Genomic DNA, 13,087 nt, shown 5'->3' on the forward strand with positions numbered 1-13,087 from the left:
ATGAGTACAATAAAACGGACAGTAGTAATTATTGCAAGAATATTTTTCCACCTCAGTAATTACTGGACCAAACATATCATACAAAAAGCCTTTTACACAGAGCAGAAAGAGAAGTGGTTTGATTAGCTACCCTTTACATTTCTATTTGACTTACCTTTTTCGCCTGTCAATATAAATTAGATACGCAAAAAGAGCCGCTATCCCAACAACGATGAGTGAACCTTCAAATGGGTGCTGCTTAAAATTCTCTATTAACTGAAGAGTCTCTTCATAATGCAAAACCCAATCCTCCTAACCGACGTTTTTTATATACTCTAGAATCAGATTGTCCATCTTCACACTGATATTCATAAGTGCCTCATAGTTACAATCATTTGACCCCATGTTAGCCGTAACAGTATTCAATAAATCTCTGATTTCTTCAATCTCAGCTTTAAGCTCAATAACTTTCTTCATAAAAACCACCTATTTAGCAATCCTGCCCTTTTAAAGGCTCAAATGCTTCCATCGTAAAAAATGTTAAATGTAATACTTTAGAACAATTATAAACAAACTAAAGGATATAATCAATACAAAAATGTTCTACTTTAGAACGAGGTTACCATGAAAATATATTGGCATAACGGCTCAAAAAACATTATAGGGAAAAGAGTTCGAGAGGCACGGCTTAAAGCAAATCCGCAGATTACCCAACAGGATCTGTCAGCCAGACTTGAAGTTTTGGGTTATAATATTGATAGGGTTTCAATAAGCAAAATAGAATCGGGCGACAGATTTGTGGCCGACTATGAGGTGGTTGGATTGGCAACAGCATTAAATGTAAACATAGACTGGCTGTTATCGGACTTGAAATAATTCTTGCTATACATACCTGCCATTTCTCCAATGGAAGTATTACTGGCATACGCCCGGGATACCAGATGGCTTCTGTGCCATTACACCTCTGTCTTATCAGACTCTTTACGTTTCTGTTTCAGCAATGACTTTCTCTGACGTTCCTCCTGTATTTCTCTGATCCATACACTTACAGGAGCTTTCCACTGTTGGTTTTTGTTAGGAATATTTTTGATCAAGCTTTTTGGATTTAGACCAAGTTCCTTGGCAATTTTGATATCCTCATTATTCAACCTGCATTTTTTCTTGGCTTCCTGCCAAAGTGCATCACTGTATGCCATGAATTATTTACCTCAATCCTATACTTATTTCTCCATTTATTCAGCACAAACCATTTGCATCAAAATTCCCCGGCTATCACACATTGGTTTTTCGGGAACAGTTCTGAAACCATTTTTTATACCCAACATTCCGGTCACAGCCAGGCACAATGCATCAATGCAGTCTTCAGATATCTTACTGAGCCTTGGATGTCCATGAATATATTGGACAAAATCTGCTGCACGATCATAGTACTGCTCAAGTACAGTAAAGCGTGCGTATTGCCCCTCCTCTGTATGCTTGCTCTCATATATCGGCTCCTTGTACGGTCCTGTGGATTGCAGCATGGCAAAACATATTTCAGGATGGCTCTCTTTTATTTTTTCCTTAAACTCCGGCACTTTTTCCAGAAGCTCATCAATTTCTCTAATATTATTACATATGGCAAAGGACTGCTTACTCAGGCCTTTACCCAACACCTGTTTATTTATACTGCTTGCTTCAAAGTAGTCTTCAGTATAGACTGATTGTCTGCAGGGTGTATTAAATATACAGGATGATCTGCCTGCAATAATTTTTCTCGCCTCAGCATCAGGCCTTATTTCATCAATACTCTCAGGCAGCCCGATGGGCATATCAACCAGAATGCTATCACTGTCACTGTATTTTGAACAGATTTCTACAATACTTTTATAAAGTTCAACTTCAAAACCTTCTTTAGTAATGTTAACTGCAACCCAACCAGCCCTGCATCCATCAATACCAACACTGCTAAAGCCTCTCTGCTCTTGAGTAAGCCGATTAAAAATATAAATGAATTCACTTTCAACGTTGACAAAATCTCTTTGCGAGAAATTGTGTTCCATATGCTTTTCAGGTGGAATATCAAATACTGGAATACCCATTAATTCGATGAATTCAAAATACAATAGTGCATCGTCAACATCCTTGATCTGGTGCTTTTCTTCCTCAGTCAGATCACCAAGCCCGTATTTTTCATAAATCAAACTTTGCAGCTTTTCTTCAATAATGAAATATTCTGACAGTTGCCCTTTTACAGGCCTTGTCAGATCAGAAATATAGCTTTCGCTTGCATCATGAAGAAGACACCCTAGCTGTATCCTTTTAGAACAGCCGCGGCTTTTGGCTTCCTTATAGCAATTTATTGCATGCTGAGCGACAGAGTAAAAATGCTTGAAGTGACCGTTGGCTCTAGTCATCAAAGATAATGAATGTGCGATATCTTCAATTCTGATGTCCTCCACAATCGGTCTTAACGGATAAAACCTGGTTTTTGTATATGTTAATATGTAATCTGACATTGTTAGCCCCTCAAATCAATATGAATTCATTATTTCCTGCAGATTTTCTTTATATCTTTTTACAACGCTCTCCGGCGACAGTATCTTCACCTTATTGCCAAATTGGAACACCCAGGCCAAAAACGTAGAACTGACAGCCACATGCGTCCGGACCGCGAAGCTATTTTCATCGACTTTTTCAATGGATACATCTTTACCGAAACGGTCTATCACAACATTTACAAGAGAATTGTCAAACTGCAGCTTAACCGCTACTTCCTCTCCCCCAAACATATTAAAGACCTTTTTCGAATACTCGGCGATATCCAGGCTTTTTTCACCTATAATTTCTGCCAGCGTCCGGCGAGGTTCTTCCAAGAGTTTTATTTCTCCCATTCTGTCTACACGGAAGTGAGTTAAATCAGAATTCTTTGGATAATGGGATATCAAATAATAGTTTTCGTCCACCCAGGAAAGTGCATAAGGACTCACGACATAAGCTTGTCCAGAATTCCGAAATTGTTTCTTTTTATCAAGGTTATACTCAAAATACTTGAAAGATATCTGCCGGTTTTCGGATATTGCAATATGTAAGGTATCAACATTGCAGTAAATCAGCTCATTCATAGTCTTAACCCTATTTGCTACGTACACCTGCCTCTGAAGCTTTCTGGCCTGATGCACACTCGTGAGGCTTTCAATTTTCTTTATCAGCTCATTACTCTTTTTGTGAGTAATAAATTTTGAAGATTGTACAATATCAACCAGAAGCTTGAGCTCTGGCAGTTCAAATAGCCGATTGGCAACAAAATAGTCAGTGGTTTTTGTTTTCCTGGTGGCAATGTCGATGCCATATTGGTGCAGAGCTTCGATATCGTCATATATTGACTTCCGCTCGGCAGTAATACCATAGCGTTCAAGTTCTGTAATCATCTCGTTTAATGTTATAGTATTATCTTCGTCGGTCGCTTCGAGAAAGATTTTCATCAGGTAGAGAATCTTCAATTTTTGGTTGGAGCTTTTTGCCATAATATACCTCTATTTCATTTTTACTATATAAATTTTACCTATAGTAAAACTATAATATCACAGGATGTGTCCAATAAAAAGGATAGTAATATATATATTTATAACACCTAAAACTTTAGTATAATGAGGTAAATTTTTCCCTAATATTATTGACTTTACAAATATGCAGAATTATAATGTAAGTAGTTTTTAAATATTACGTACGTAGGAGATTTATATTGAATACTATTGATAATAACTATACATATGCATTCCCTGCGATTAGAGGTTTGCAGGCAAAAAAAGAATATTATGTAACCATGTTTCCTTTAAAACTAGTTACAAAAATTTTTTTTAACGACCTACAGGAGTTGCCGCCTGAATATCGGGCACAAAGAGTAATCAATAGATCTAGATTACCTGAAATCGCAAGATATATTATTGACAACCCTGAGGACTATGTATTTTCATCTTTAACTGCATCAATAGATGGCGACTTAAAATTTATACCTTTTAGTCAAGAGTCTCAATTTAGTGATCTTGGCAACCTAATTATTTCTATGGACTCGAAATTTTTGATAAATGATGGTCAACATAGACGAGCAGCTATTGAAGAAGCTATACAACATCGTCCAGAATTGGGTAACGAAACAATTTCAATTGTATTCTTTAGAGATGAAGGGTTAAGAAGAAGTCAGCAAATGTTTTCTGACTTAAATAAACATGCAGTTAATACAACAAAGTCTATTGGTATTTTATTTGATCATCGTGATCCTATAAGAAATTTGACACTTGAATTGATTGAAAGCATAGATCTTCTAAGAGATTTTACCGACAAAGAAGGCAACTCAATCCCTAAATTTTCCCCAAAAATATTCCTTCTCAGTAATATATATGAGGCAAATAAGCTAATACTTTCAGATTTTAACAAGAATGAAATTGAAAGTACTGAAAAAGAATTCATTTTTAAGTATTGGTCATTAATATGCAACAATATTAAAGAATGGCAACAAGTAAAAAATAAACAATTAAACGCTTCTGCATTGAGAGACAATTATATACATTCATACGGAATAACCCTTGAGTCTTTGGGAGCAATAGGCAATTTCTTGCTTAAAAACGGGAAACACTTATTAACTGAGGACTTTATAAATAAGCTAAATAACATTAACTGGAGCAGGCAAAATCTTGAAGATTGGAAGGATAGAGCTATTGGACCGAATGGTAGAATTACTAAGAATAAACAGTGCGTCGTTTTAACTGCAAATATTATTAAGAAAAGGCTTGGCCTTGCGTTAACACAAGAAGAAAATATTATAGAGTCAAGGTTTGAACAAAACAAGAGGAGAAAATAATATATATGTTACATAAATTAAACAACTTTGTAAAAGAAATAACAGAACAGATAAAGTACGTGTATCTTTACGATATGCGTCCCTGGGTTATTGGATACAGTGGCGGGAAAGATTCTACTGCTGTAATTCAGATAATATTTAATGCTCTCTGTGAAATTGACCCAGAAAAACGTAACAAACCAGTATATATAATATCATCTGATACTATGGTGGAAACTCCGTTAATCATATCATACATAGAGAATACACTTAGGTCGATTCAAGAGAAAGCTAGTGAGTTAAGTCTTCCTATTTCTTGTCACAAAGTATCACCTGAAATAAATAAAACTTTTTGGGTAAGCCTTATAGGCAAAGGTTATCCCCCTCCAAGACAAAAGTTTAGGTGGTGTACGGACAAGCTAAAAATCGCACCTGCGAACAAGTTCATTTTAGATAAAGTCTCAAAATTTGGGGAAGTAATAATGGTATTAGGCGTAAGAAAAGGTGAAAGTCAAGCTAGGGATCAAGTTCTAAGGTCCCATGAAATAGAGGGGAAAATTCTGCAAAGACATACAACTTTAACAAATGCTTTTGTTTATGCTCCAATACAAAATTTTAGCACTGACGACGTATGGGATTACTTATTAACGACCCCTTCTCCATGGGGTGGAAATAATAACAAGTTATTGGAACTATACCAGAATTCTTCTGGAGAATGCCCTTTAGTTACTGATCAACTTGATAAATCCGTTAATACTCCATCATGCGGTAATAGTAGGTTTGGCTGCTGGATATGTACTGTAGTAAAAGAAGATAAAGCGTTGATTGGGTTCATTGAAAATGGTGAGGAATGGTTAGAGTATCTTCTCATTTTCAGAAATTGGTTAATCGAAATTAGAGAAAATGAGCAATACAGGGATAACAAGAGAAAAGATGGTAGTGTTTATTATTTAGGTGAAGGTGAAGATAAGAGAAAAGGGTTAGGTCCTTTTAACTTACATGGAAGAAAAGCAATATTAAAAGAACTTTTATTATGTCAAAAAACCCTAAATGAAGATAACCGCACACCTCATAGATTAGAACTAATTACAAGAGAAGAGCTTAAAGAAGTTAGAAAAGTTTGGTTGCAGGAAGGTGATTGGGAAGATTCTTTACCTGATATTTATAAAGAAGTATATGGCATTGAATTAAACTGGGAAGTTAATGAAAGGCCACTATTTAGTGAAAACGAGTTAGAAATATTGGGAAATTTATGTTCTGAAGAAGGTGTTTCTGTTGAAATAATCAAAAAGCTTATAACAGTTGAATCTGAGTATTATGGTTATAAGTATAGAAATGGTATTTTAAAAAACATTAATTCTATCCTTAACCAAGGATGGATTCATTCTGAAAAAATTGAGGTGCTATAAATTGTTAGTTAACAGTATTATCCTGAAAAACTTCGGTATATTTTATGGAGAACATACAATCGATCTTGCCAGCGGTGATAATAAAAATATCATACTTATTGGTGGTGAAAATGGTTCTGGAAAAACTACTATATTAGATGCAATTAGAGTAGCACTTTATGGACCATTATCCCTTGGATATAAAACACCTAATGAAAGTTATTTAAACAAAATAAAGGAGCGTTACTATAATTCTTATGCTGCTAAAGAACCTAATTCATCTTCTCATGCTGGTATTGATATTAATTTAACGGAAGAAGGCGTTATCAATAACTATAAGGTTATGAGAATTTGGAATATAAAAAACAGTACTATAAAAGAAGAGTATAGTGTTTATAAAAATGGAGATGAACTAGATAAAAAAGATATTTTTGATTTCGAAAACTACATAAGGAAATTTTTGCCTCCAGCCTTATTTAATTTCTTTTTCTTTGATGGTGAAAAAATTGCAGAATTGTTTAATACTGATGAATTTGACTATAGTTTAAAAAATTCTGCTATGACTATGTTTAATCTTGATTTGTTTGAAATCTTAAAAGGTGATTTAACCAATTACATTAAACAAGACAATATATTTTCTTCTCTCACAGACGAAGAAAAAAAATTCACAAACTTGTCACAGGAATATGACACCTTATTAGAGGAAGTTAAATCAAAAAAAGAATCTATACTTAATCTTGATAATAGAATAAGTGATAATAAACAGTTAATCGAAAAATTAGAAAAAGAATTTAGGATTCATGGAGGCTTATTATCCAAAGAGCATGACTCAATATCAAATAAGATAGCCTTTTTAGAGGATGACAGAAAAAAAGTCTATGATGAACAAAAAGGCTTTTATTCTGATATACTTCCTTTTGTAATAACAAAAGACCTTCTAATAAGAGTATCTGAACAACTGGAGCTAGAAAAAGATCATAACGACTATATATCCATTAAACAGAAGCTAGACCATAATACAATAACAACAATTTTGAAGGACTTTTTGCTAGAAACTAAACTTATAAATATCGAGAATGAAAAAATTATATTTAATAAACTTGTTAATCATTTAGATGTTTCAATAGATAAAAGATTGAAACCCTCTGTTGATAATTTAAATGTAATTCATAATATATCAACCAGTGAAGCATTAGATGTACAAAAATTTATTGATATCATTAATTCATATGATTCAAGTTTCTGTGAGAAATCCCATGCAAAAGTAAATCAGATTACTACAGATATTATTAATCTGCGAAAAAAGCAAGAATTGAATCTAAAGGACAATGAATTTGATAAGATTTTAAACCAAATTAAATTATTAAATGAAGAAATTACAAAGCACGAAGGGCATAAGCAATTTATCCTTTCTGAAATAATCAATTTAGAAAACAAGCTTACACTACTTCAAGCACAGAAAGATAAGGTATATAATGTTATTATCAGAGCAAAAAAAGATGAAAATATTTTTGACATCACTCAGAAGATAAACACTGTAATTGATAGATTTGTTAACCTAGTATCCGTGGAAAAATTCCGTGAAATTGAGAAGCATTTTATTTATATGTTTTCTCAGCTTATAAGAAAAAGCAAATTTGTTGTAGGAGCAAAAATTAATAAAGATACTTTCCACCTAGATATTATTGATAACACAGATAATGTTATACCTAAAGATAATCTGTCTGCAGGTGAAAAGCAAATATACATATTATCTATGCTTTGGGCCATTCTTAACTCTTCAAAAAGAGAGGCCCCATTAGTATTTGATACCTTACTAGGAAGATTGGATCATTGCCATAAAGAGAACATTATAACGAAATTATTACCTCAGTCTGGTAAACAGGTTATTATTCTTTCCACTAATACAGAGATTGATGTAAGCTATTATAAAAAGCTCAAACCTCATATAAGTAAGGAATACGTCATATCATATGATAACAATATGAAGACTGTATCAATTCATAAAGGATACTTTTTTAAAGAAGGTGAAGATAATGAATTTTAGAATGCGCACATCAAAAGAAACTATGGAAATCTTAAAAGAAATGCAAGATATTACTCATATCACGCCTAATATACTTGCAAGGCTTGCTATTGCGTTGTCTTTAAGAGATAATACCCCAATTGGCGATAAAGATAGAAATAATCACGGTCTCGAATTTCACCGACATATATTAACCGGTAATCATGATTTACTTTTCAAGTGCCTTATTTCTCAACACTGTGGCCGCTATCTAAGTGATGAAGAATATTTTCCAACTTATATAAACAGGCATCTTGATCGTGGGGCACCTGAGTTAAAAAAAATTTACAATTATTCAAAAAATACTGAGAAATTTATGATAAATCTCTCAAAAATCAATTCAGGAGTACTTTTATGATTTATTTTGATAACAGTGCAACAACCGAAATTGATCCTGAAGTAGTTGAATCCATGCTTCCATTTTTAAATGAAGAATACGGCAATCCGTCAAGTAAATACTATACTTTAGCAGAGACTGCAAAAAAATCTGTTGAAGAAAGCAGAACTAGTGTCGCTGAACTAATAAATTCTAGGAATGATGAAATAATTTTCACCAGTGGTGCATCAGAAAGCAATAATTTTATTCTTAAAGGAATAAGTGATTATCTGTATTATGAAAAAAAGCTTGGAAATCATATTATTACATCAAAAACGGAGCATAAGTCAGTGCTTGAGACATGTAAGTGGCTTGAAAAGAGAGGGTATAAGATAACATATTTAAATGTAAATAAATATGGTCAAGTGGACAAAGATGAACTTGAAGGGTCGTTGACAAAGGAAACGATCTTAGTATCATTGATTTGGGGCAATAATGAGTTAGGTACTCTAAATGAGATATCTTCTCTTTCATCTATGTGTAAAGATAGAAGTATACTTTTTCATTCAGATGCAACACAGGTGTTAGGTAAAATAGATATAGATGTTAAATCTATTCCTGTAGATTTTCTATCTTTTTCAGCCCACAAAATTCATGGTCCCAAAGGGATTGGTGGGTGCTTTATTAGGAAAACCAAAATTGGAACAAAGCAGAAAATAACACCTCTCATACACGGGGGAAGCCAAGAATTTGATTACCGTGCCGGTACTCATTCTGTCCATAATATTGTTGGGTTTGGAAAAGCCTGCGAAATAGCTAAGCGTGAAATGAATAAAAACACCTTAGTATTAAAAGATCTGGAAACAATTCTCATTGACCAGATAAGAGCTATATATCCATCTTCACAAATAAACAGTCATTTGACGCATAAAATTCCTGGAGTAATAAATGTTACTTTGCCCGGAATTAACAATGAAATCTTAATTAGAAAACTCCGTAATGATGTTGCAATTTCTACAGGGTCTGCTTGTTCTTTAGGCGAACCAAGCTATGTTCTAAAAAGCATTGGACTTACTGAATCAGAAATCTATACTACCATAAGGATATCTTTATCTAAGTTTAATACCTTGAATCAGGTTAATTCTTTTATAAATCAATTAATATCAATTCAGTGATATATTAATTTTTCTTTTTATCTTTATGGATGCTTTGGAATATTTTCACTAGAGCATCTATATCTATTATTTCATCAAAACTTCCTCGATTAATTTTTGTCACATCAGCATTTTCGTATATTGATACAATAAAATCATAAAAATCCGAATTATAGCTCACAAGTTTATTAACTGTTTCCCAATCTAAAATATCTTTTGTCTTAGCAGGTAAAAGTATCTCTGATAAATCCGGATCACTTGTATCTAATCTGATTATTCCTATTCCGAATGCATTTGATAATCTCTTTAGCTCAGACATAAAATCTTCATCAGTATCTATCTCAGCTGCCACAAGATACCCTTCATTAGCCCAAGATGAGTTTGAAACAGCTTGAAAGTAAGACTCCCTAATATTGAAAAAGCCCAAACTCCTTTTTACTTCATATGAAAATAATTTTACACCAAATTCTCCCATCTTTTTCGAAAGATCAACCACTTCTTTCTTCCATCTTTTTATTGGAAAATAAACACCAACCATATCAGGGTGCAACCATTGCGCATGAGACTTTTTTGACTTTTGATGCTTTACGGACTTTGGAAGAATGTCAGTACTGTCACAATAATATGCAAGCAATGGGTACAAATCTTCTTCGCTATATTTTAGCTTCGGTTCTTCCTCCTCAACTTTTCCTTTTTCATCTTCAATAACTTTTTCTATATCTTGTTGTGAACCCAAAGAACGCAGATAAAATTTAATTGGTCTAGATTCAATCAATATAAAATCAGTTTTACCATTATCAACAATATCATTCTTAACCTTGCGACCAAGAGTGTTCCATGCATCTTTACCAATAAAACCATGCCTTCCGTCCAGTCCCTGTTTTTGAGCTATATCCCAAATTTCACGCGCAGTTAACGGACGTTTTGTTTCAAAAAGTATTTTTTTTGCTAAATCCTTTAGAGTAAATTTACTCATCCTCATCACTTCTCCAATTATAAAAGCCTAAAACACTGAGGAATTATGAATTAATTCTACAGTGTTTGAATGTATTATTTTTATCCGGTAAACCTAGATTCCATATAAAATGGGTAATACCTATACAGTTCCATATATATTTTCAAATCTTCTTCCCTTAATCCAAATAAATTAATGTCAGACCAATTCTCACATGGTAATTGTGTATTAATCTTTTGCAGCTCTTTATATGTAAGGTTAGGTAGGTAAATATCATACGGGTGAGCTATGTTATTATTGAAAAAGAAATCGTAAAAATTGGTATTGTTAAATATTTCTTCGTCCCTTTTTCCAATGAAAACACCTCCTATAGTTACCATAGGAGAGCCATCTTTATATGTAAAATACACTAATTGTTTAAAAATCATTTTCTCATTATCATCAGAAATACTAGCATTTTTTTCTATTAAAGCTTCTTGTATTTTATTATTTATCATCTCATTAACCAGTTGATGAAATAGCTTGTTTACAATTTGATTTTTTTTAGTCCCCATAGGTACGTCATCTTCAAATTCCTTTTTAAACACTTCAAATCTATCATCGGTCTGATCATCAGGGCTATAATTTCCATTACAGGTAACAAGCAAAACACTATGAGGTAATAAATTAAGAACAATATTTTTTATATCATGTAAATTCGATCGAGAAAATATCTCATCATAATCTAACCAAACGATTGACTTTGTATTCCAATTAATATCATTAATTGCATTAGATGAACTTTTAAAAACCATATTTATACACTTAAATGGTTTGTTAAATTCAAATCTATTTTGTTCTTGTTCACTTGACGCATTTCCTTCAATGCTGTACATCTTACTGATTCCTAATTCCTTATGAAACAGAGTAAAATCTACAAAGTATTTTGACCCCATTCCAATATATTGATAATCCCTAAGTGGAGAAAACACTTCTAACTTTCTAAAAATATCGCAAAAAAATTTTCTTTCAATACTTTTAGCAGGCCTTAGGTAATAATTAATGTTTTGTCTTTCTTGTTTACCCATTAATCTATTTCCTCCATGTCACAATAGTAATCAAAAGTAAATCTTCCTACATCAGCATTTGACGATAATTTCGCTGACTTTTTTACCTTATCCACCATTTCTCTTTCTTTATAGTAAGTTATTGTAACAAGGTTACTGATTTTTCTCTGAAGTACTTCACTTATCACAAATTTCTCAGTTAAATCAGATGTTTTTATGTCCTTGATATCTACTTTTTTTGTATTTTCTAGTAATACCTTATTTACATCATCGGTTATTTCTTCAGTTTCATCTTCGCTAACTTGTTCTTCCTTTAATGTTGCAAACTTCCTAATTGATTCAAAAACAATCTGCATCAACTTTTTCATAATAGTTTTTGCAGAAATAAACACTTTTGATTCAGGATCAACTCCAGTTTTAGTGGTATTCCAAGGTAATTTGTCTGGATTACTTGATTCAAAATAAACAAATCCTCTAAAACGCGCATAAGTAGAATGAGAAATTGGTATCCCATCTTCGCCCCACCCGGATAAACTAGTCTGATCTGAAAATACAACCAGACGATTATTGCAATATAAGTACCATCCTGCATGTTTAGGAAAACCAGTATCGCCTATTCCCGCATAAACCTTTATTACAACATCATCTACTATTAGCTCTTTATAAGCAGGTTTAAAATTTTCATCGAAGTAAAGTCCATCAAAATAATATTGGAGCATTGTTCTGTTAATGCTAATGAACATCTTTTTCTCAATAGCTTTTGAATTGTATACCTCAATATGCTTTTGCAGCTCAGTAATGAAATTAACTGAATTTAACTTATCCTTAACCTCTGTATTTAAGTCGGTAATATAAATAGTTGTTCCTACTTCTGCATTATCGCAATTCGTTTTCAAATCTGAGAACTCGAAATTCCACTTATCAGGCTCCTGAACCCATTTATCTACATCAATATTAATTTCAAAGAATGTAGTCTTTGTTGATGATTTTATATTAATTTTTCTCCCCAAGCGGAATAGAGATCGTTTCATACCAATACCAAATCTGCCAATAGAAAAGCTATTTTCCTGAATATAATCTTTGTAATCAGAAGGCCGTCCGAACCTAAAAGCTACTTTCTCAGCTACCTTAGGATCCATCCCTCCACAATTATCCTTAATAATAAACTCATCTTCTTTGATTTCTAATTCTATTTTATATCCATCAAAATTATCATCAACAACAAATCTTCTAGCAGCATCAATACTATTGTCTACCAGCTCTATTATTGCCTCTTTTAGCCCAATATCACGAGTTATCATATAAATAAAAAATTCTTTAGTAGGCGTAGCTAATATTTCTGTTGACATCCATTTACCTCCCTTA

Annotated in this window: 14 protein-coding genes; 6 read left to right on the forward strand and 8 right to left on the reverse strand. The window is 32.9% G+C overall.

The annotated features are described in order from the left end of the window. Positions 1 to 150: 150 nt before the first annotated feature. Complete coding sequence (locus tag DFR58_RS22535; protein WP_278278819.1) at positions 151 to 279, reverse strand: hypothetical protein; 129 nt, start codon at positions 277 to 279, stop codon at positions 151 to 153. A 12-nt stretch (positions 280 to 291) separates the two neighbouring features. Next, positions 292 to 456 carry a Spo0E family sporulation regulatory protein-aspartic acid phosphatase gene (locus DFR58_RS17155; protein ID WP_114299083.1) on the reverse strand — a complete coding sequence of 55 codons (165 nt, stop codon included), beginning with the start codon at positions 454 to 456 and terminating at the stop codon, positions 292 to 294. A 147-nt stretch (positions 457 to 603) separates the two neighbouring features. Between DFR58_RS17155 and DFR58_RS17160 the strand changes: the two genes are divergently transcribed. Further along, positions 604 to 855 (forward strand): helix-turn-helix domain-containing protein, encoded by a 252-nt coding sequence (locus tag DFR58_RS17160; RefSeq protein ID WP_114299084.1) that lies wholly within the window; start codon positions 604 to 606, stop codon positions 853 to 855. Between the two features lie 80 nt (positions 856 to 935). Here the strand turns inward: DFR58_RS17160 and DFR58_RS17165 are convergent, their stop codons facing one another. The 3 genes from DFR58_RS17165 to DFR58_RS17175 are packed head-to-tail and all read right to left on the reverse strand — an operon-like array spanning position 936 to position 3,485. Beyond that, positions 936 to 1,175, reverse strand: a complete 240-nt coding sequence (locus DFR58_RS17165; protein ID WP_114299085.1) for a hypothetical protein — start codon at positions 1,173 to 1,175, stop codon at positions 936 to 938. A gap of 36 nt (positions 1,176 to 1,211) precedes the next feature. Continuing rightward, positions 1,212 to 2,477 (reverse strand): DUF429 domain-containing protein, encoded by a 1,266-nt coding sequence (locus tag DFR58_RS22570; protein WP_114299086.1) that lies wholly within the window; start codon positions 2,475 to 2,477, stop codon positions 1,212 to 1,214. Between the two features lie 15 nt (positions 2,478 to 2,492). Then, the gene (locus DFR58_RS17175; protein WP_114299087.1) at positions 2,493 to 3,485 is read right to left on the reverse strand and encodes a helix-turn-helix transcriptional regulator; all 993 of its coding nucleotides are present in this window, start codon (positions 3,483 to 3,485) and stop codon (positions 2,493 to 2,495) included. Positions 3,486 to 3,703: 218 nt separating this feature from the next. On the opposite strand from DFR58_RS17175, the gene dndB reads away from it, so the two are divergent. From dndB to DFR58_RS17200, 5 genes are read left to right on the forward strand one after another with little or no spacing between them, the layout of a single operon-like run. Next, complete coding sequence (gene dndB, locus DFR58_RS17180) at positions 3,704 to 4,819, forward strand: DNA sulfur modification protein DndB (RefSeq protein ID WP_242987701.1); 1,116 nt, start codon at positions 3,704 to 3,706, stop codon at positions 4,817 to 4,819. A 5-nt stretch (positions 4,820 to 4,824) separates the two neighbouring features. Next, complete coding sequence (gene dndC / locus DFR58_RS17185; RefSeq protein WP_114299088.1) at positions 4,825 to 6,207, forward strand: DNA phosphorothioation system sulfurtransferase DndC; 1,383 nt, start codon at positions 4,825 to 4,827, stop codon at positions 6,205 to 6,207. A 1-nt stretch (position 6,208) separates the two neighbouring features. Continuing rightward, positions 6,209 to 8,233, forward strand: coding sequence for a DNA sulfur modification protein DndD (dndD, locus tag DFR58_RS17190; RefSeq protein WP_170138204.1), 2,025 nt, complete (start codon positions 6,209 to 6,211; stop codon positions 8,231 to 8,233). Next, positions 8,223 to 8,609 carry a DndE family protein gene (locus DFR58_RS17195; protein ID WP_114299090.1) on the forward strand — a complete coding sequence of 129 codons (387 nt, stop codon included), beginning with the start codon at positions 8,223 to 8,225 and terminating at the stop codon, positions 8,607 to 8,609. Before dndD ends, DFR58_RS17195 begins: the two co-directional genes overlap by 11 nt. Next, positions 8,606 to 9,742, forward strand: coding sequence for a cysteine desulfurase family protein (locus DFR58_RS17200; RefSeq protein ID WP_114299091.1), 1,137 nt, complete (start codon positions 8,606 to 8,608; stop codon positions 9,740 to 9,742). The genes DFR58_RS17195 and DFR58_RS17200 overlap by 4 nt, the downstream gene beginning before the upstream one ends. Positions 9,743 to 9,746: 4 nt before the next feature. Here DFR58_RS17200 and DFR58_RS17205 read toward each other — a convergent pair whose 3' ends face one another. The 3 genes from DFR58_RS17205 to DFR58_RS17215 all read right to left on the reverse strand — a co-directional run bounded on the left by DFR58_RS17205 (position 9,747) and on the right by DFR58_RS17215 (position 13,071). Continuing rightward, positions 9,747 to 10,697 (reverse strand): HTH domain-containing protein, encoded by a 951-nt coding sequence (locus DFR58_RS17205; RefSeq protein ID WP_114299092.1) that lies wholly within the window; start codon positions 10,695 to 10,697, stop codon positions 9,747 to 9,749. Positions 10,698 to 10,777: 80 nt separating this feature from the next. After that, the gene (locus DFR58_RS17210; RefSeq protein WP_114299093.1) at positions 10,778 to 11,743 is read right to left on the reverse strand and encodes an O-methyltransferase; all 966 of its coding nucleotides are present in this window, start codon (positions 11,741 to 11,743) and stop codon (positions 10,778 to 10,780) included. Continuing rightward, entirely contained in the window at positions 11,743 to 13,071 is a 1,329-nt protein-coding gene (locus tag DFR58_RS17215; RefSeq protein ID WP_114299094.1) for an ATP-binding protein, read from the reverse strand. Before DFR58_RS17215 ends, DFR58_RS17210 begins: the two co-directional genes overlap by 1 nt. Positions 13,072 to 13,087 lie beyond the last annotated feature (16 nt).

Source organism: Anaerobacterium chartisolvens, from assembly GCF_003337415.1.
In the GTDB taxonomy this organism is placed as follows: domain Bacteria; phylum Bacillota; class Clostridia; order Acetivibrionales; family DSM-27016; genus Anaerobacterium; species Anaerobacterium chartisolvens.